At 62.6% G+C, this 19,691-nt stretch carries 15 protein-coding genes and 2 pseudogenes; 8 read left to right on the forward strand and 9 right to left on the reverse strand.

What is annotated here, in order from left to right; genetic code table 11:
• Positions 1-2: 2 nt before the first annotated feature.
• The 3 genes from ACMUVN_RS10500 to ACMUVN_RS10510 form a co-directional block, all read right to left on the reverse strand.
• Complete coding sequence (locus ACMUVN_RS10500; RefSeq protein ID WP_414815105.1) at positions 3-1,613, reverse strand: carboxyl transferase domain-containing protein; 1,611 nt, start codon at positions 1,611-1,613, stop codon at positions 3-5.
• On the reverse strand, positions 1,610-2,755 hold the full coding sequence (locus tag ACMUVN_RS10505; RefSeq protein ID WP_414815106.1) for an isovaleryl-CoA dehydrogenase: 1,146 nt from the start codon (positions 2,753-2,755) through the stop codon (positions 1,610-1,612). Before ACMUVN_RS10505 ends, ACMUVN_RS10500 begins: the two co-directional genes overlap by 4 nt.
• 143 nt (positions 2,756-2,898) lie before the next feature.
• Positions 2,899-3,966, reverse strand: a complete 1,068-nt coding sequence (locus ACMUVN_RS10510; RefSeq protein WP_414815107.1) for an AraC family transcriptional regulator — start codon at positions 3,964-3,966, stop codon at positions 2,899-2,901.
• A gap of 83 nt (positions 3,967-4,049) precedes the next feature.
• Between ACMUVN_RS10510 and ACMUVN_RS10515 the strand changes: the two genes are divergently transcribed.
• The 8 genes and pseudogenes from ACMUVN_RS10515 to ACMUVN_RS10550 all read left to right on the forward strand — a co-directional run.
• Positions 4,050-4,817: a 3-hydroxyacyl-CoA dehydrogenase gene (locus ACMUVN_RS10515; RefSeq protein ID WP_414815108.1), complete on the forward strand. Its 768-nt coding sequence runs from the start codon at positions 4,050-4,052 to the stop codon at positions 4,815-4,817.
• Positions 4,818-4,840: 23 nt separating this feature from the next.
• Positions 4,841-6,028 carry an acetyl-CoA C-acyltransferase gene (locus ACMUVN_RS10520; RefSeq protein WP_414815109.1) on the forward strand — a complete coding sequence of 396 codons (1,188 nt, stop codon included), beginning with the start codon at positions 4,841-4,843 and terminating at the stop codon, positions 6,026-6,028.
• 13 nt (positions 6,029-6,041) lie between these two features.
• The gene (locus ACMUVN_RS10525) at positions 6,042-7,169 is read left to right on the forward strand and encodes an acyl-CoA dehydrogenase family protein (protein ID WP_414815110.1); all 1,128 of its coding nucleotides are present in this window, start codon (positions 6,042-6,044) and stop codon (positions 7,167-7,169) included.
• A 63-nt stretch (positions 7,170-7,232) separates the two neighbouring features.
• Positions 7,233-8,465, forward strand: coding sequence for a 3-methyl-2-oxobutanoate dehydrogenase (2-methylpropanoyl-transferring) subunit alpha (locus ACMUVN_RS10530; RefSeq protein WP_414815111.1), 1,233 nt, complete (start codon positions 7,233-7,235; stop codon positions 8,463-8,465).
• 1 nt (position 8,466) lies between these two features.
• Positions 8,467-9,480, forward strand: coding sequence for an alpha-ketoacid dehydrogenase subunit beta (locus ACMUVN_RS10535; RefSeq protein ID WP_063475900.1), 1,014 nt, complete (start codon positions 8,467-8,469; stop codon positions 9,478-9,480).
• A gap of 3 nt (positions 9,481-9,483) precedes the next feature.
• On the forward strand, positions 9,484-10,731 hold the full coding sequence (locus ACMUVN_RS10540; RefSeq protein WP_414815112.1) for a dihydrolipoamide acetyltransferase family protein: 1,248 nt from the start codon (positions 9,484-9,486) through the stop codon (positions 10,729-10,731).
• Between the two features lie 5 nt (positions 10,732-10,736).
• Positions 10,737-12,134 (forward strand): dihydrolipoyl dehydrogenase, encoded by a 1,398-nt coding sequence (gene lpdA, locus ACMUVN_RS10545; RefSeq protein ID WP_414815113.1) that lies wholly within the window; start codon positions 10,737-10,739, stop codon positions 12,132-12,134.
• A gap of 434 nt (positions 12,135-12,568) precedes the next feature.
• Positions 12,569-12,735 (forward strand): annotated as a pseudogene (locus ACMUVN_RS10550) (nucleotidyltransferase); the annotation flags it as partial.
• 30 nt (positions 12,736-12,765) lie between these two features.
• On the opposite strand, the gene ACMUVN_RS10555 reads toward ACMUVN_RS10550, so the two are convergent.
• The 6 genes and pseudogenes from ACMUVN_RS10555 to ACMUVN_RS10580 all read right to left on the reverse strand — a co-directional run bounded on the left by ACMUVN_RS10555 (position 12,766) and on the right by ACMUVN_RS10580 (position 19,689).
• Complete coding sequence (locus tag ACMUVN_RS10555) at positions 12,766-13,449, reverse strand: redoxin family protein (RefSeq protein ID WP_414815114.1); 684 nt, start codon at positions 13,447-13,449, stop codon at positions 12,766-12,768.
• A 1,141-nt stretch (positions 13,450-14,590) separates the two neighbouring features.
• Positions 14,591-14,909: pseudogene (locus ACMUVN_RS10560) on the reverse strand (succinoglycan biosynthesis protein exoi).
• A gap of 250 nt (positions 14,910-15,159) precedes the next feature.
• Positions 15,160-16,113, reverse strand: a complete 954-nt coding sequence (locus ACMUVN_RS10565) for a sulfonate ABC transporter substrate-binding protein (RefSeq protein WP_414815115.1) — start codon at positions 16,111-16,113, stop codon at positions 15,160-15,162.
• A gap of 162 nt (positions 16,114-16,275) precedes the next feature.
• Positions 16,276-17,304, reverse strand: coding sequence for an NADP-dependent oxidoreductase (locus tag ACMUVN_RS10570; protein WP_047612497.1), 1,029 nt, complete (start codon positions 17,302-17,304; stop codon positions 16,276-16,278).
• A 277-nt stretch (positions 17,305-17,581) separates the two neighbouring features.
• On the reverse strand, positions 17,582-18,517 hold the full coding sequence (locus tag ACMUVN_RS10575; protein WP_063475906.1) for a cyclase family protein: 936 nt from the start codon (positions 18,515-18,517) through the stop codon (positions 17,582-17,584).
• A 242-nt stretch (positions 18,518-18,759) separates the two neighbouring features.
• Positions 18,760-19,689 carry a TauD/TfdA dioxygenase family protein gene (locus ACMUVN_RS10580; RefSeq protein WP_063475907.1) on the reverse strand — a complete coding sequence of 310 codons (930 nt, stop codon included), beginning with the start codon at positions 19,687-19,689 and terminating at the stop codon, positions 18,760-18,762.
• Positions 19,690-19,691: the final 2 nt, after the last annotated feature.

Below are 19,691 nucleotides of genomic sequence, written 5' to 3' on the forward strand. Positions count from 1 at the left end.
CCTCACATCCTGAACAGGCCGAAGCGCGGCCCTTTTGGGATCGGCGCATTCAGGCAGGCGGAAAAGGCAAGGCCCAGCACATCGCGCGTCTGGCATGGATCGATGATGCCGTCGTCCCAAAGGCGGGCGGTGGCATAATAGGGATTGCCCTCGGCCTCGTAGCCGGCGCGGATCGGCGCCTTGAAGGCTTCCTCCTCTTCCATGGGCCAATTCTCACCGCGCGCCTCCATGGAATCTCGGCGAATGGTGGCAAGCACGGAGGCGGCCTGTTCGCCGCCCATGACGCTGATGCGGCTGTTCGGCCAGGTGAAGAGGAAACGCGGGCGATAGGCGCGGCCGCACATGCCGTAATTGCCGGCACCGAAACTGCCGCCGATGATGACCGTGACCTTCGGCACGGTGGCGGTTGCAACGGCCGTCACCAGCTTGGCCCCATCCTTGGCGATCCCGCCAGCCTCATAGCGGCCGCCGACCATGAAGCCGGAAATATTCTGCAAGAAGAGCAAGGGGACGCGGCGCTGGCAGGCGAGCTCGATGAAATGGGCTCCTTTCAGCGCACTTTCGGAGAAGAGAACGCCGTTGTTGGCGATGACGGCGACCGGCATGCCCCAGATGCGGGCGAAGCCGCAGACCAGCGTGGTGCCGTAGAGCGGCTTGAACTCGTGCAGTTCCGAGCCATCGACGATCCGTCCGATGACCTCACGCACGTCGTAGGGTGAGCGCACATCATCCGGAATGAGACCGCAGAGATCTTCGGGATCGAGTTTCGGCGGTCGCGGCGGCTGGAGGTCGATATCGACTGATTTCACACTGTTGAGGGTGGCTGCGATATCGCGCACGAGCAGCAGCGCATGTTCATCATTCTCGGCGACATGATCGACGACGCCGGAGCGGCGGCCATGGGTCTCGGCGCCGCCGAGCTCTTCGGCCGAGATGATCTCGCCGGTCGCGGCCTTCACCAGCGGCGGACCGGCGAGGAAGATCGTGCCCTGATTGCGCACGATGACCGTCTCGTCGGACATGGCGGGCACATAGGCGCCGCCGGCGGTGCAGCTTCCCAAGACGCAGGCGATCTGTGGGATTCCCTCGGCCGACATCTGGGCCTGGTTGTAGAAGATCGCGCCGAAATGGTCGCGGTCGGGAAAGACGTCGGCCTGATGCGGGAGATTGGCGCCACCGCTATCGACCAGATAGAGGCATGGCAGCCGGTTCTGCAGAGCAATCTCCTGCGCCCGCAGATGTTTCTTCACCGTCAGGGGGTAATAGGCGCCGCCCTTCACCGTCGCGTCATTGGCGACGATCATCACCTCGCGGCCGCAAACACGGCCGATGCCTGTTATGATGCCGGCGCCGGGCGCCTCATCATCATACATGCCGTTGGCCGCCAGCGTGCCGATCTCCAGGAACGGGCTGCCGGCATCGATGAGCAGCTGGATCCGGTCGCGCGGCAGGAGCTTGCCCTTGCCGGTATGGCGCTCGCGCGCTGCCTGCGATCCACCCTCGCGCGCTTTCGCCGAACGCTCGTGTAGCTCGTCGATAAGGGTCTTGTTCTTGCTGGCATTGGCCTTGAAGCTGTCGCTGTCGCGATCGATCGCAGTCGAAATCACCGTCATGATGCGATGAGCTCCCGGCCGATCAGGTAGCGGCGGATCTCGTTGGTGCCGGCGCCGATATCGTAGAGCTTGGCGTCGCGCAAAAAGCGTTCGACCGGCCATTCCTTGGTATAGCCGGCGCCGCCGAGTGCCTGGATCGCTTCCAGCGAGACCTTCACGGCATTCTCGCTGGCAAAGAGGATCGCGGCGGCCGCATCCGTGCGCGTCGCGCGGCCGGCATCGCAGGCCCGGGCGACGGTATAGACATAGGCGCGCGCCGAATTCAGCGCGACATACATGTCGGCGATCTTGCCCTGCATCAGCTGGAAGTCGCCGATCGGCTTGCCGAACTGTTTGCGATCGCGCACATAGGGCAACACGACGTCGAGGCAGGCCTGCATGATGCCAAGCGGCCCGGCGGCGAGCACTGCGCGCTCGTAATCGAGGCCGGACATCAGGATCTTCACGCCTTCTCCCTCCCGGCCCATCAGCGCCTCGGCCGGCACCTCGCAATCCTGAAAGACCAGTTCGGCGGTATCGCTGCCGCGCATGCCGAGCTTGGAGAGTTTCTTGGAGACGCTGAAACCGGGCAGGCCTTTTTCGACGATGAAGGCGGAAATGCCTTTCGGGCCGGCTGCGGGATCGGTCTTGGCATAGACGACCAGCACATCGGCATGCGGCGCGTTGGTGATCCAGAATTTGGTGCCGTTCAGAACATAGCGATCGCCTTTTTTCTCGGCCCGCAAGCGCATGGAGACGACATCGGAACCTGAGCCCACCTCCGACATGGCAAGCGAACCCACATGTTCGCCGGAGATCAGCTTCGGCAGATGGCGGCGTTTCTGCTCCGCCGACGCCCACCGGCGGATCTGATTGACGCAGAGATTGGAATGGGCGCCGTAACTCAAGCCCACCGAAGCCGAGGCGCGGGAAATCTCCTCCATGGCGACGACATGATCGAGGTAACCGAGACCGGCGCCGCCGAATTCTTCCTCCACGGTAATCCCGTGCAGGCCGAGGGCGCCCATCTCGGGCCAGAGCTGGCGTGGAAACGTGTTGCTTTCGTCGATCTCCGCAGCCAGCGGAGCAATATGAGCGGCGGCAAACCGCGCCGTCGTTTCACGGATCGCGTCCGCAGTTTCGCCGAGCGAAAAATCAAACATGGCACTCCTCCCGCTGAAATATGTAGCGCGGGTTGCGGCGGGTTCAAATAGCTACACTCGTGCCGCCCTCACCAAGTCGGTTTATGCTGAGGGCGGCGGCACGCCCTCTCTACCTTGATGCCGCTGTGATCGAGGACTTCGGCCTACCGTTCGCGCTCCTGCGACTCCACTTCCTTCCGCCGAAAGGTCTCAGGGCTCATGCCCATCCATTTCCGGAAGGCTCGGAAGAAGGCGCTCGGTTCGGAATAGCCGAGTTGCACGGCGATCTCGCCAATGGTCTTCGGCGTGTTCAGCAGCAGGTCAACGGCGAGATCCCGGCGGATGTCATCCTTGATGGCGGCATAGCTTTGTCCCTCGTCGTGCAGGCGGTGGCGGAGCGTGGAGGGCGGCATGCGCATATCAGCGGCGAGCTCGGCGAAGCTCCGCCACATGGCAGGTGTTGCCTGGTTCAAGCGGCGGCGCACGGCTGCGGCGATGCCGGCATCATAGCGGTAGCGCACCAGAATATTGGCGGGCGCGCCGCGCAGGAACTGTTTGAGCGCCTGTTCGCTGCGTGAAATCGGCAGGTCCAGCAGGGTGCTGTCAAAGCCCAGCCGGCTGATGGCTTGCGAGAAGCGCACCGGCGCACCGAAGAAAAGCCGGTAGTCGGCGCCCTGTTTGGGCTCGGCGCAGCGGAAATCGACGCGCCGGATCGGAATGCGCCGGCCGACCAGCCAGCAGATGATGCCGTGCAGGATGATCCAATAGGTGCGGTAGGCGAAGGCCGAACGCGGGCCGCCGGCATCCCTAAGCTCGACCTCGGCCAGACCGTCGCTGATGACGAGCTGTCCCCTGGGATCGTCGAGCACGATATCGAGGAAACGCAGCGCCCGACGAAGCGCATGACCCAGCGTCGGCGCATGCAGTACGCAATGGCAGAGCAGCGTGAAGCTGCCGCTGCGCATCGGTCGGCCGCCCATACCGAAGAATTCGTCGTCGAGCTCGGCGGCGATGGCCAGCCAGAGCGCGCCATAGGTCTCGGCCGACACCGGTTGATCGACCCGCGGCGGCAGTCCCACGCGGGCAAGGATCGGCGCCGTCGGTTTGCCGAGCCGCCGCAGGCTGTCGAGCGCCTCCTCTACGAAGCCCGGCGCGATCATGCGTCGCTCAATCTCGGCCATCCCACCCTCGCTATGGCAAAACTGGCCGAAATAATGGAGCATTTCTGTCATCGCTTGCAATAGGTGGAGCGAATAGAATCGTACCCGTCGGTTGCGCTTGGAGGCGGTCGCCGCCGGCAGGGAGGAACAGATTCATGTTGATCCATGGAGCAAGCTTCATCGTCACCGGCGGTGGCTCCGGCCTCGGTGCTGCCACGGTGCGCGCGCTTGTCGAGGCAGGCGGGCGCGTGACGATCGCCGATCTCAATGCCGAAGCGGGCGAACATGTCGCCCGGGAATTTGCAAGCGCTGCACAGTTCGTCAAGGCCGACGTGGCCGATGAGAAGCAGGGAGCAGCAGCGATTGCCGCTGCCGTCGAAGCCTTCGGCGGCTTGCGCGGCTTGGTGAATTGCGCCGGCGTCGCACCGGCCGAAAAGGTGATCGGCCGCGACGGGCCGCATCGGCTGGAGAGTTTTGCCCGCACGGTCGGGATCAATCTCATCGGTACGTTCAACATGATCCGGCTTGCCGCCGCAGCGATCCAGAAGACCGATCCGGATGCCGAAGGCGAACGCGGCGTCATCGTCAATACGGCCTCGGTCGCCGCCTTCGACGGTCAGATCGGCCAGGCAGCCTATGCCGCCTCCAAGGGTGGGGTGGCGGCGATGACCTTGCCGATCGCCCGCGAGCTTGCCCGTCACGGCATTCGCGTCGTCGCGATCGCGCCCGGCATTTTCGAGACGCCGATGATGGCTGATATGCCCGCCGAGGTTCAGGCCGCACTCGGCAAGAGCGTGCCCTTTCCACCGCGGCTCGGCCGGCCGGCGGAATTTGCCGGGCTGGTGCGCCATATCTTGGAAAACAACATGCTGAACGGCGAGGTCATCCGCCTCGACGGCGCATTGCGGATGGGCGCGCGGTGAACGCGTCGCCCCAAGGAGGAAAGATGGTTTTGCACGACCCCATCGTCATCGTCGGTGCAGCGCGCACCCCGATCGGCAGCTTTCAAGGAGAACTGAAGGAGGCGACAGCGCCGGAGCTCGGAGCGACGGCGATCCGCGCAGCGCTTGAGCGCAGCCGCATCGCGGCCGAGGCGATCGAGGAGGTCGTCTTCGGTTGTGTCCTGCCGGCCGGGCAGGGCCAGGCGCCGGCGCGCCAGGCGGCGATCCATGCCGGCCTGCCTTTCGCGACGGCGGCGAGCACCGTCAACAAGATGTGCGGCTCGGGCATGAAGGCCGTGATGATGGCGCATGACCTGATCGCCGCCGGCAGCGCTTCGGTGGCGATCGCCGGCGGCATGGAAAGCATGACCAATGCGCCCTATCTCCTTGACAGGGCTCGTGGCGGCTACAGGCTCGGCCATGGGCGTGTCGTGGATCACATGTTCCTCGACGGGCTGGAGGATGCTTATGACAAGGGGCGCTTGATGGGCAGCTTCGCGGAGGATTGCGCCGAGGCCTATCAGTTCACGCGCGAGGCGCAGGACAACTACGCCATCGCCTCACTGACGCGGGCGCAGAAGGCGATCGCGGAAGGCTGTTTCGAAAACGAGATCGTGCCGGTCACGGTGAAATCCGGCAAGACTGAGCGGGTGGCGAGCCGCGACGAACAGCCCGGCAAGGCGAAGCTCGACAAGATCCCGACGCTAAAGCCGGCCTTCCGTGACGGCGGCACGGTGACTGCCGCCAATTCCAGTTCGATTTCCGATGGCGCGGCAGCCCTGGTGCTGATGCGCCGTTCCGAGGCGGAGCATCGCGGCCTCAAGCCGCTTGCCACCATCCTTGGCCATGCCAGCCATTCGCAGGCGCCCAATCTTTTCGCCACCGCACCGATCGGGGCGCTGCAGAAACTATCCGATCGCACCGGCTTATCGTTGTCGAAGGTCGATCTTTTCGAAATCAACGAGGCCTTTGCCGTCGTCGCCATGGCGGCGATGCGCGATCTCAACCTGCCGCATGAGAAGGTCAATGTGCATGGCGGCGCCTGCGCGCTCGGCCATCCGATCGGCGCTTCGGGGGCCCGGATCCTGGTGACGCTGCTTGCGGCGCTGGAGCGCTACGGTCTCAAGCGCGGCATGGCGGCGCTCTGCATCGGCGGCGGCGAGGCGACCGCCGTCGCCATCGAGCGGCAATAGGAGGAGAGAACAGATGATCCTTTCCGACCTCCAGCAGCAAATCTCAGATCTCGCCCGCGACTTTGCCCGCGACCGGCTGGCGCCGGGGGCAGCCAAACGCGACCGGGAGCATCTCTTTCCGCGCGAGGAACTGAAGGAGATGGGTGAACTCGGGCTGCTCGGCATGCTGGTGCCGGAAGCCTATGGCGGCTCGGATACCGGCGTGGTCGCCTATGCCGCAGCACTTGAGGAGATTGCTGCCGGCGACGGACCCTGTTCGACGATCATGAGCGTGCATAGTTCCGTTGGCTGTGTGCCGATCCTGAAATTCGGCACCGAGGAGCAGCGGCAGCGTTTCCTGCCGAAACTGGCCAACGGCGAATGGATTGGCGGCTTTGCGCTGACCGAGCCGCAGGCCGGTTCCGATGCCTCGAACCTGAAGACCCGGGCGCGGCGTGACAATGACCACTATGTGCTCGACGGCTCCAAGCAATTCATCACCTCGGGAAAGAACGGCGATGTCATCATCGTCTTTGCCGTCACCGATCCCGACGCCGGCAAGAAAGGCATTACCGCCTTCATCGTGCCGACGAAGACGCCGGGCTACGAGGTGATCCGCGTCGAAGAGAAGCTCGGCCTGCATTCCACCGATACCTGCCAGATCGCCTTCAACAACATGCGCATCCCGGCCGAGCTGAGGCTCGGTGCGGAAGGTGAAGGTTATCGCATCGCGCTCGCCAATCTCGAGGGCGGGCGGATCGGCATTGCGGCGCAGGCCGTCGGCATGGCGCGGGCGGCCTTCGAGGCGGCGCGCGACTACGCCCGCGAGCGCACGGCCTTCGGCAAACCGATCTTTGAGCACCAGGCCGTGGCCTTCCGCCTTGCCGATATGGCGGTGCGGATCGAGGCGGCGCGGCAGCTCGTCTTTCATGCCGCCTCGCTCCGGGAGGCGGGGCTGCCCTGTCTGTCGGAAGCCTCGATGGCGAAGCTCTTTGCCTCCGAGATGGCCGAGCGTGTCTGCTCCGATGCGATCCAGATCCATGGCGGTTATGGCTACATGGCCGACTATCCGGTCGAGCGCATCTACCGCGATGTGCGCATCTGCCAGATCTACGAAGGAACGAGCGACGTGCAGCGCATGGTGATCGCCCGCAATCTATAGAACGACATCCGGCCCGGCTCTCGGAGGAGAGGGGCGAGGCCGGCAAGGGAGGAAAGAAACGACATGGTGGATTCTGCTCGTTTGAGCCTGCACGTCCCCGAACCCGCCGTCCGCCCGGGCGGCCAGCCTGATTTTTCCAATGTGAGGATTGCCAAGGCCGGCGCGGTGCCGCGGCCGGAGGTGGATGTCGCGTCGGAAGACATCCGCGATCTTGCCTATTCCATCATCCGTGTTTTGAACCGCGACGGCGAGGCGGTCGGCCCCTGGGCCGGGTCGCTCTCCGATGAGGATCTGCTGACCGGGCTTCGCAACATGATGAAACTGCGGGCCTTCGACGCCCGCATGCTGATGGCGCAGCGGCAGGGCAAGACCTCCTTCTATATGCAGCATCTCGGCGAAGAAGCCGTCAGCTGCGCCTTCCGCAAGGCGCTCGAGAAGGGAGACATGAATTTCCCGACCTATCGCCAGGCGGGCCTCTTGATTGCGGACGACTATCCGATGGTCGAGATGATGAACCAGATCTACTCGAACGAGAGCGATCCCCTGCGCGGCCGGCAACTGCCGATCATGTATTCCTCCAAGGAGCACGGCTTCTTCACCATCTCGGGCAATCTCGCCACCCAATATGTGCAGGCCGTCGGCTGGGCGATGGCCTCGGCGATCAAGAACGACAGCCGCATTGCCGCGGCCTGGATTGGTGACGGATCGACGGCGGAATCGGATTTCCATTCGGCGCTGGTCTTCGCCTCGACCTACAAGGCGCCGGTCATCCTCAACATCGTCAACAATCAGTGGGCGATATCCACCTTCCAGGGCATCGCCCGCGGCGGCTCCGGCACCTTCGCCGCCCGCGGCCTAGGCTTCGGCATTCCGGCGCTGCGTGTCGATGGAAACGATTATCTCGCCGTCCATGCGGTCGCCCGCTGGGCGGCCGAGCGCGCGCGGCGCAATCTCGGCCCGACGCTGATCGAATATGTGACCTACCGCGTCGGCGCCCACTCGACCTCCGACGATCCGAGCGCCTACCGGCCGAAGACGGAATCGGAGGCCTGGCCGCTCGGAGATCCCGTGCTGCGGCTGAAGAAACATCTGATCGTCAAGGGTGTCTGGTCGGAGGAGCGGCATGTGCAGGCGGAAGCCGAAATCATGGATGAGGTGATCGAGGCGCAGCGGCAGGCAGAGGCCCACGGCACCCTGCATGCCGGCGGCAGGCCCTCGGTGCGCGACATTTTCGAGGGCGTCTATGCCGAGATGCCGCCGCATATCCGCCGTCAGCGGCAGCAGGCGGGGTACTGACATGGCCAGGATGACGATGATCGAGGCGGTGCGCAGCGCCATGGACGTCTCGATGGCGAAGGATGACAATGTCGTCGTTTTCGGCGAGGACGTCGGCTATTTCGGCGGCGTCTTTCGCTCGACGCAGGGCCTGCAGGCAAAATACGGCAGAACGCGCTGCTTCGATACGCCGATCAGCGAATCCGGAATCGTCGGCACGGCGATCGGCATGGCCGCCTACGGGCTGAAGCCCTGTGTCGAAATCCAGTTCGCCGATTACATGTATCCGGCCTATGACCAGCTGACGCAGGAGGCGGCGCGCATCCGCTACCGGTCCAACGGCGATTTCACCTGCCCGATCGTCGTGCGCATGCCGACCGGCGGCGGTATCTTCGGCGGCCAGACGCACAGCCAGAGCCCGGAGGCGCTTTTTACCCATGTCTGCGGGCTGAAGGTGATCGTGCCTTCCAATCCCTACGATGCCAAAGGCCTGCTGATCGCGGCGATCGAGGATCCCGATCCCGTCATGTTCCTGGAGCCGAAGCGGCTCTATAACGGTCCCTTCGACGGCCATCACGAGAAGCCGGTGACGCCCTGGTCAAAGCATGACCTCGGCGAGGTGCCTGATGGCCACTATACCATCCCGATCGGCAAGGCCGAGGTGCGGCGCGTCGGATCGGCGGTGACCGTGATTGCCTATGGCACCATGGTGCATGTGGCGCTTGCCGCAGCCGAAGATGCCGGCATCGATGCCGAGGTAATCGATTTGAGAAGCCTGCTGCCGCTCGATCTCGATGCGATCGTCAAATCGGTCACGAAGACCGGGCGCTGCGTCGTCGTGCATGAGGCAACCCTGACGTCGGGCTTCGGCGCCGAGGTCGCAGCACTGGTGCAGGAACATTGCTTCTATCATCTCGAAGCGCCGGTCGTACGTGTCGCCGGCTGGGACACGCCCTATCCGCACGCGCAGGAGTGGGACTATTTCCCCGGTCCCGGCCGTGTCGGGCGGGCGCTTGCCGAAGTCATGGAGGCCTGAGCCGTGGGCGAATTCATCATCAAGATGCCCGATGTCGGGGAAGGGGTCGCCGAGGCCGAGATTGTGGAATGGCACGTGAAGACGGGCGATCCCGTCCGCGAGGACATGGTGATCGCCGCCGTCATGACCGACAAGGCCACCGTGGAAATTCCGTCGCCCGTCCATGGCACCGTCATCTGGCTTGCCGGCGAGGTCGGAGACCGGATCGCGGTCAAGGCCCCGCTGGTGCGGATCGAGACGGCGGGAGATGTCGGCGAGGCGCAGCCTGTGGTGAATGGGCAGGCGCCAATTGCCGAAGCCCCCAGGGCCGAAATTGTAAAACCTACCCCGGCAGCGCCAACTCCTGCGCCAGCGCCAGTGCCGGCGGCTGCATCGGCGGAAAAGCCGCTTGCCGCGCCCTCGGTGCGGCTTTTTGCCAGGGAAAGCGGTGTCGATCTCAGGCAGGTGCAGGGGACAGGACCGGCCGGGCGTATCCTGCGCGAGGATATCGAGCAATTCCTGACCCCAGGAGCCGCTCCCGCAGCAGTGAAGAACGGTTTTGCCAGGAAGACGGCGACCGAGGAGATCAAGCTGACCGGCCTGCGCCGCCGCATCGCCGAGAAGATGGTGCTTTCCGCCTCGCGCATCCCCCACATCACCTATGTGGAGGAAGTGGATATGACCGCGCTTGAGGAGCTTCGCGCCACCATGAACGGCGACCGCAGGCCAGGCCACCCGAAGCTGACTGTTCTGCCCTTCCTGATGCGCGCACTGGTCAAGGCGATTTCCGAGCAGCCTGACGTCAACGCCACCTTCGACGACGATGCCGGCATCATCACCCGCCACGGTGCCGTCCATATCGGCATCGCCACGCAGACGCCGGCCGGCCTGACCGTGCCGGTGGTCCGGCATGCGGAAGCCCGCGGCATCTGGGATTGCGCCGCCGAGATGAATCGGCTGGCGGAAGCAGCACGATCCGGGACGGCGACGCGCGATGAGCTTTCCGGCTCCACCATCACCATCAGCTCGCTCGGCTCGCTCGGCGGCATCGTCTCGACGCCCATCATCAATCATCCCGAGGTGGCGATCATCGGCGTCAACAAGATCGCCACGCGACCGGTCTGGGATGGCGCGCAATTCGTGCCGCGCAAGATGATGAACCTCTCCTCCAGTTTCGACCATCGCATCATCGACGGCTGGGATGCGGCAAACTTCGTGCAGCGCATCCGCACGCTGATCGAAACGCCGGCGCTCATTTTCATCGAAGGCTGAGATCCATGAAAGAGATCCTCTGCAAGCTCCTCGTCATCGGCGCCGGTCCGGGCGGCTATGTCTGCGCCATCCGCGCCGGACAGCTCGGCATCGATACCGTCATCGTCGAGGCCGGTAAACCGGGTGGCACCTGCCTGACGGTCGGCTGCATCCCCTCCAAAGCGCTGATCCATGCGGCCGAGGAATTCGACGCGACGCAAAAGATGTTGGCTGGCAGGAACCCGATGGGCATCCGCGTCGAAGGCGCCTCGATCGATCTCGGCAGAACGATTGCCTGGAAGGACGGGATCGTCGGCCGGCTCACAGGCGGTGTTTCGGGACTGCTGCAAAAGGCGCGGGTCAAGATCGTCCACGGTCGGGCCCGCTTCCGCGACGGCAAGACGGTGGAGGTGGAGACGGAAACCGGCCAGCAGATCATCCGGGCCGAGACCGTGGTGATCGCCACCGGGTCCGATCCGGTGGAGCTTGCCAATCTGCCTTTCGGCGGCCGCGTCATGTCCTCGACAGAGGCGCTGTCGCTGACGGAGCTGCCGAACAAACTCGTCGTGGTCGGCGGCGGTTATATTGGGCTGGAGCTCGGGACGGCCTTTTCCAAGATGGGATCTGATGTGACGGTCGTCGAGGCGACGCCGCAGGTGCTGCCGCAATATGATGCCGAGCTGGTGCGGCCCGTCATGCGCAAGTTGACCGAGGGCGGTATCCGGGTGTTGACCGGCGCCAAGGCGATCGGCCTTGCCGACAATGGCGACGCATTGATCGTCGAAACGCCGGATGGCCGTCAGCAGAGCCTGCCGGCGGACCGCATCCTCGTCACCGTCGGCCGCCGCCCGAGAACGGCAGGATCCGGTCTCGAAGAGCTCGATCTCGATCGTGCCGGCCCTTACCTGAGGATCGACGATCGTTGCCGCACGTCGATGCGCGGCATCTATGCGATCGGCGACGTGACCGGCGAGCCGATGCTTGCCCATCGGGCCATGGCACAAGGCGAGATGGTGGCGGAAATCATTGCAGGCAAGAAGCGGGCCTGGGACAAAAGATGCATTCCCGCCATCTGCTTCACCGACCCGGAAATCGTCAGCGCCGGCCTGTCGCCGGCAGAGGCGAAGGCGCAAGGCTATGAGATCCGCACCGGCCAGTTTCCGTTCAGCGCCAACGGACGGGCGATGACGATGCTATCCGAAGAGGGCTTCGTGCGCGTGGTGGCCCGCGCCGACACCAATCTCGTGCTCGGCTTGCAGGCGGTGGGCGCCGGGGTCTCCGAGCTCTCGGCGGCTTTTGCGCTGGCCATCGAGATGGGTGCGCGTCTGGAAGACATCGCCGGCACCATCCATGCGCATCCGACCCGCAGCGAAGCGGTGATGGAGGCGGCGCTGAAAGCTTTGGGAAGTGCCCTGCATATCTGAGCTCCAAGTCGAAAATGGGGCCATCCTGGGGCCGTAACAACCGCGGCACCTTAGTGACGATTCGGCCCCGCTATGGCATTCACCCCGAAGCCTCGCCCCACCCTCGTTGAGAATTCGTACTTCTCCCGCGCCCATCCGTCAGATGCGACGAACCACGCACGGTCCCAGCGATCATCAACATCAAGGAAAGCGACATCACGATGCTGGCCTCGCACGGCCGGATCGACGCCGCTCAGCTCGCAGCTGCGACGAGGTTCCGCGCCTTATGGGAAGCGCCATCGACTACGGCCGCGAGCCGGTAGACGGCGGCAGTCATACGGACCCGATCAGCCACAGGCAGATGCACGCGGCCGAGGAGCTTAGGCGCGTATCCGACCTCTGCTTGGCCCTACATCATTTCGCCAACAGTTAAAGTTAGGCTCGGTGTTGGAAGTGGCCGGATCCTGAAGATCATCCTGTTTGGCTTCTACGCCAAAGCTGGCTGGGTGGATGAACCCTTCACAACGAAGGGCTATCGGGCGGATTTCGACCTGCTGATCATCGTCAACAACGGGAAGCTCTGCGAGTTCGCCGAGTATTGGTAAAGGCTGCCGACCGTCTGAGGACGGTGGTCGTCGAGGTTTTCAGCAGCTTATAGATGTGCGACTTGGGAAGCTGCTGACATCAATTCTTCGGGACTCGGCGCCCGGCATAGATTTTGGCCTTCCTCTTCGGCTTCTGTGAAACTCCAGCGCACAGTGCCTTCCCGATCGAGCAGGAACTCGCCGATAAGCGGCATGTGACCGGCGATCATAATCTCCCGGTCGGCCGCCGTAATTTGATACCAGTCCTTTTTCTCAAGAAAGTCGCCCGCCGCAGCCGGGTTCATCGGCACGGGCAACTCCCCCGGCAGATCGATCCGCATTGTCATGACCGCGTCCATTCCGAGCTTGTGCGGCCATTCGGTTTCATTCTCCGTGAACTCGAGGATGGGTAAACCGAAGGCGCGATGTGAAGCCCCCACCGGGTCGGATGCGCTAAGAAGGTCGGGTAGCGGATGGTAGCGGAAGTAGAGCCGCGCCCGCTCGACTGGCGTCTTGACCACTGCGAGACATTCGATGCCTTTCTCCTTCAGGGCCGGGTTGAGTTGCGCCATCGCCGCGAGATGACGCCGGCAGAACGGACAGTGTAGGCCTCGAAACAAACCGATCAGTAACGGGCTGCGGCCTCGAAAATCATCGAGCGCGATCTTGCCTTCGCGCGAGATCGCGTCGAATACAACATTCGGTGCCCGGTCGCCGGGTTGCAGCGGGCGGTCGACACTACTCGTGGACATGAACAACCTCCTCGCCTCGGATCAGCAAAAAAGGCAACACACCCAGCGCTCCGGGGCTCGAACCCGTGCTGGGCGCAAACTCTCTACGCCGGGGCAAAGTAGCTTTCGGCCATCTGCCATATTGCCGACGTCGAGATTGAGCCGTGCAGGCCCATCATAGCACGTAAAAGCGTCTGCGGGCGAGCATTCAGGCTGGTCAGCAATCCGCGGCGCTATGTCCTCTGTGAGATCTTCGAGGGAAATCTTCTCCGCCGCTCTCGCCGGTCGATCTAAGTTTACAACCTAAGACAGTAAAATCTACCATTAAATCCTACGGTAGTTTTCAATTCGTTGGTCTGATAATTTCGTTGGTCCGCCTTACCCAATCCAACAAGGCGCAACAGTGGAGATCGTGATGACCGATAGCTCTAAGACGCCTCCCGCCAAGAAGACAATCCAAGACCCCCCCGAATACGCGGCTGCGCCCGAAGACCCCAGCCAAGCCGCTCCTTCCAACTCGTTAGACAAAATGCCGCCTTGGTCCCTTCCTATCGCCGAGAACGTAGCAATTGAAGACCCCTCCGAGATTCCAGCCGCCGAGAACGTAGCCCATTCCGCAGGGGGAAATGTCCAAGGAGCATGGAATTCTGGCCATCCCGGCGGCGTTGCAATTGAAGACCCCTCCAAAGCCGCTCCTTCCAACTCATCTGGCAGGGGAAAGCCTCCCGAGCCAGTATCTCAAGATCTTCGGGGCCAGCTTAAATGGAATGAGCAGCGTACCGGCGAGACTGATGATTGGTTGGGCGGGCCGCAAAACGGAGCCGAAGCGCCTGGCTCCAAAGAGAGTGGTCCGACAGGCTCGGGGAAAGCGCAGGGCGAAGGGGCAAGAAACCCCCAAACCGGCGAACGAATTGCAAGGAACCCCCAAACGGGAGAGTAGCAGCCGATACTGCTGCGACTTCGCGGTGTCCCACGACGGGCGCCGGTGCGAGCGCGGTTAAAGGCTTATCGAGGATTCTCACGTCAACTTGGATTGACGGATCGGGGCTGGGTTAGTCCCCGATCCGTAGCACCATCGTTTCCCCGAGAACGTGTTAAGTCGATGCGGCCCGGTCTCTGCGGCATGCCCGCGCCAAAGCTTCTCCGGCCCCACGCCGAAGCATCACGATTTCGATTTCCGCCAGCCGGCGGCCCACGCTTCGAATTCTGAGCAGAACCATCTTTCCCCGAACTGGGGGCTGATCTTCGTCTCTGCGTAGCGTCGCTGCCCCGGCACGTGGAAGATACGCTCGCCCGTGTTGATGGAGATGTTGCCCTTGATCCTGCACGCTTGTCCAGAGCCGCCAGAAGCGCTCCATGAGGCCAGCAAGTCGCTCGCGGTCCAGCCCGCCGGCCGCACCAAACGCGAGCGCGCCGATGACCAAACCCGGAAACTTGAGAAGCACCGGTCGCTTCTGTGGATTGCGATAACCCCGACGCATCCCCCATCCCCGTCATTTCGCGCGAGGATTGTAGCGACGGATGGAGCACGGCGATGTCCGTCCAAAAGGCGTAGTGCGCGGGGGCCTCGCCAACTAACCGCACCAGTCGTTCCGTTCCTTCGGGCTCCAGGGATGATGACGCATAACGTCTCACTGCCGGAGGTCTACTACACTCGGCAGGCTCGCACCGCGGCTCCTAACGAGAAGGTTGGCCAGACCTTCCCGCTGGAACCAGGATCTCAGATGGGGATCACGCCTTGCTCTTGCGGACGACGTCCGCAATTGTCACTTGCTTGGGAATGAGCTTCAGTTTGAAAAACGTGTCGGCGATGTTCTGCTGCTGCGCGACGACGGTGTCATCCAGGCTCTTGACCCCGTAGGACTGACGCTCGAGCGCCTTGACGAGCACAGGTTCGGGGATGCCGACCGACGGTGACAGCTCGGCCGCCGCAGCCGCGGTATCGGACTTGGTCCATTCGTCGATCTCGGAAATGGCCTCGATCAAAACATCGATCGCCTCGGCGTGGCCGTCAACCAGCGCCTTGGTGCCGAGATAGAACTGGTGATTGGGAACGATGCCCTCGCCGTTTCTGAGTTCTCGTGCTTCGACCGCGACTTCCGCCGCTGCCTGGAAGGGGTCCCAGATGACCCAAGCATCGACCGCGCCCTTTTCGAAGGCGGCGCGGCCGTCGGCCGGGGCGAGGAAGGATGCTTCCACGTCCTCGTAGGTCAAGCCGGCTTCTTCGAGCGCCTTGACGAGCAGGTAATGCACGTTCGAGCCCTTGTTGAAGGCGACTTTCTTGCCCTTCAACTCGGCGACCGATTTGATGGGGCTGTCCTTCGGGACAAGTATGGCTTCGCCGCGCGGGGCAGGGGGCTCGTGCGCGATGTAGACGAGCGGAGCGTTGGCGGCCTGGGCGAAGATCGGCGGCGTTTCGCCGGTCGATCCGAAATCGACGGCACCGGCGTTCAGCGCCTCGAGCAGTTGAGGGCCGCCTGGAAACTCGGTCCATTCAACCGTGTAGCCGACCGATTCAAGCTTCTTCTCCAGCGTGCCTTTGCCTTTGAGAAGCACCAGAGTTCCATATTTCTGGTAGCCGATACGCACGACCTTGTCAGCTGCGCCAGCCAGTCGAACATGCGTCAAAGGTGTCGCGATGGCGCCTGCCACCACCGCCGTGAAAGCGCGTCTCGTAATCTTCATCATAGCCTCCAGAATAGGATGAGGCTAAATTAAAGCGTCTCTATATTTTTCATAGAATATACGTGCTCCGGCATCCGCTTCTCCGGGATTGGCTTTTTTGTTCTGTTGCGACAACGAGCAAAAAGAACCGCGCCGCGAAATAGAAAACGCCAAGGCGATGTTTCAGGGTGCGACGCGCACGATCAGTTTTCCGAAATTCTTCCCTTCCAGAAGACCAAGAAAAGCCTCCGGAGCGTTTTCAAGTCCGTCAACAATGTCCTCCTTGTATTTGAGCCGTCCCTCGGAGATCCACGCTCCGGCCTGCTGATAGAAGTCAGGACGCTGATCGGCGAATTCGCGCTGGATGAAACCGCGGATGGTGAGGCTTTTGCGCAGGATTGCGCGCATCACCGCAGGAAGCTGATCATGTCCGCTCAAGGCAGAGGATCCTTCGTTATAATGCGCGATCAGCCCGCAGACCGGTATGCGCGCGAAGTCGTTCAGCAATGGAAACACCGCGCTCCAGACGTGGCCACCGACATTCTCGAAATAGACATCGATGCCGTTCGGACAAGCGGCTGCAAGTTGTGCCGGAAAATCGCTTGCATGATGGTCTATGGCGACATCGAAGCCGAGCGCCTGGCGTATGTAGTCACATTTCTCCGGCCCGCCCGCGATTCCGACGACACGCGCACCGTAAATCTTTGCCATCTGTCCGACTGCCGAGCCTACCGCCCCGCTCGCTGCGGCGACCACAAGCGTTTCGCTTTCTTTGGGTTTGCCGATATTGCGAAGCCCGGCATAGGCCGTGAAGCCGGGCATTCCGAGAATGCCGAGTGCTGTCGTGATTGGTGCGGTTTGCGGATCGAGCTTCCGCAAGTCCGCACCATCTGAAATGGCATGGCTCTGCCAGCCGGAATGCGAAAGCACGATATCCCCCGCCTTGAACGCCGCGTTGCGGCTGCGTGCGATCCGCGCGACCGTGCCCCCTTCCATCACGCCGCCGACGTCGACCGGCTTGGCATAGGATTTGGCGTCGTCCATGCGGCCCCGCATGTAAGGGTCCAGGGAAAGATAAAGCGTCTCAAGAAGAACCTCGCCTTCGGCAAGATCCCGGACCGTCTCCCGCTCGAGCCGGAAATTCGCCGCCACCGGCTTTCCGGATGGGCGCGATGCAAGAACGATGCGGGTGGTAACGGGTTGAGCGGTCATGGATGTGTTCCTCTTCCGATTTTCCTTGGCGTATCAGGAGTTTGCTTCGAAAATTGGGCCTCGCCATCTGGGCCGTGCCTGCTTGCCGACTGCCCGTTTGCCGTGACGCCCTCCGAACCGCTCATCGATCCCACGACAAAACGAGCTCGATCATTGTCATCGAGCTCGATGTCGTGCCATCGGCGGCCGCCAAACGCGAACATCCTCCTTATGTGGATGATCGGCGTGTGCGAAAAGGCAATGACCTCTCCGAGCGGACTTGATGTCGCCGCCCGATTTATCGAATGCGCATGCCTGCCGCTTCATCGTAGTGAAGCGGCTTGTCAAATTTTGCGAGCGGCGCTTCCGGCACCGAGCCGATGGTCACGCCATGCGGCCAATCCGGAGGGCAGATGGCGATATAGCGGGCATAGCCGCCAAGTCCACCACCGAATTTCGGATAACCGATCGCCACCAAAGCACCCGTTTCCGGGACCTGATCGAGATTGGCAACGCCTTCCGCCTGCGCAAAGCCGTTATGCATCAGCCAATGTTCGCCCTCGAGGTTGGGCGTGGTGTCGGTATCGAGCGGCTCGTGGCCGTGAAACAGGATCTTGCGCTCGAGATGGAGGAATTTCAGCGCATCCAGGCTGACGCCCGGAAAAGGCGTGGTGGTCGAAAGCGCCGGGTCCGGCCATGTCTTCGACCAGCCCGAGCGGACGAAGACAACCGATCCTTCGGGAATCGTTCCGTGTTTCGCCTCGAAATTCTTGATGTCGGAGACCTGCAGGTGATAGCCGGGATCGGCCTTCACCTTGTCCTCGATGGAAATGACGACGAGCGGACGCACCGCAAAGGTCGCCGGCAACTCGTCGATTGCGGCATATTCCGGTGCCCAATGGGCGGGCGGATCGAGCTGCGTTCCGAGCTGATCTGTTGTCAGCAGGTAGCTCGTCGCTTCGAAACCATGCTTGTCGTAGGTGTAGACGTCGCCCTGCTTGGCGAAGCCTTCCAAATTCGCACCCGCCTTTGCCGGTGCGAAGGTTGAATTGCCGAAGCCCGCCCAAACGGGGATTTTCGGAGTGATGGTATGGGTCAGATCCACATATTTCGCGCCCTTGAAGGCGTCGTTGTAAACCTTCCAGAGCCCCGGCTCGTCGGCCTCAGCGGCCGCAACGGCCGAGAAGAATGTCATCCCGAAAATCATGGCAACGCGTGTCGCAAAACGCCTCATTGCTAATCTCCCTTCCAAGTCGATGTCATCAATAGTGCGCTGGCTTGAAATCTTACGCCGGCGCGTCTTTTCGGACGCGCTGGCGCATTTTGAATGGCTGCATGATGTTATCCTTCAATCGATCCCGATTTAAGGAATTATGCGGCAACCGACTTCCGATGGCTTCCGAAGGCGCAGCCAGGCGAGGCGATCAGCGGGGCAAGCGCTTGGGAATTTCTGGTCGTTCCGCTGTCCGGCCGCGCTCACGCGGCCTTTGCTTTCGGCCGGGCGGCCTTGACGTGGGTAACGCTGTGGCGACCGTCGACACTGACGGGGACGTCGCCATCGACGGTGGCGCGGCGCACGACCCGGTGCTGGTCGCCGTAGTCGTTGACCGCATGGTGCTGGGTCGCGCGGTTATCCCAAATTGCGACATCTCCGGCTCTCCAGCGCCAGCGCACGGTATTTTCCGGGGCGGTCACGTAGGACTGGAACACCTCGTAGAGTTTCGCGGAGTCGCTCTTCGACAGGCCGACCAGACGCTGAACGAAATTGCCGAGCAGCAGCGATCTTTCGCCGGTTTCGGGATGGACACGCACGACTGGATGCTCGGTCTCGTAGATGGTCGAGGTGAAAACCTCCTCGAAATGCTTCTTCTCTTCAGCGGTGGCGCGAGGGCGCACGGCTGCGTAGTCATAGGCATTGCTGTGAACGGCCCATAAATTGTCCGCCAGCAATTTGAGCGGTGCCGGCAGACTTTCATATGCGGCATGCGTGTTGGACCAGATCGTATCGCCTCCAGCCGCCGGAATGACGACGCCGCGAAGGACCGAGAATTTAGGATAGGCATCCACGAAGGTGACATCGGTGTGCCACTGGTCCGCCCTGCCGCCGCCGCGGCTGGAATCGAGATTGAGGATGGAAGCCGTGCCGGCCACCGGACCCTGGGTTGGATGCGGTACAAGGTCGCCCAGGCGGCGTGCGAAGGCTTCCTGTTCGGAATCGTCAAGGTGTTCTTGGTCGCGGAAGAAGATGACCTTGTGTTTCAGGAGAAGCTGGTTGATGGCGGCCACCGTCGCGTCCGAAAGCTCTCCGCCAAGGCGGATACCCCTGATTTTGGCGCCGACACGGCCAGTCAGCGGCACGACATCGGACTCGGGAATGATCTGATTGACGAGAACTGGATTGCTCATGG

Source organism: Rhizobium sp. IY2, assembly GCF_047532935.1.
Classification (GTDB): domain Bacteria; phylum Pseudomonadota; class Alphaproteobacteria; order Rhizobiales; family Rhizobiaceae; genus Rhizobium; species Rhizobium anhuiense.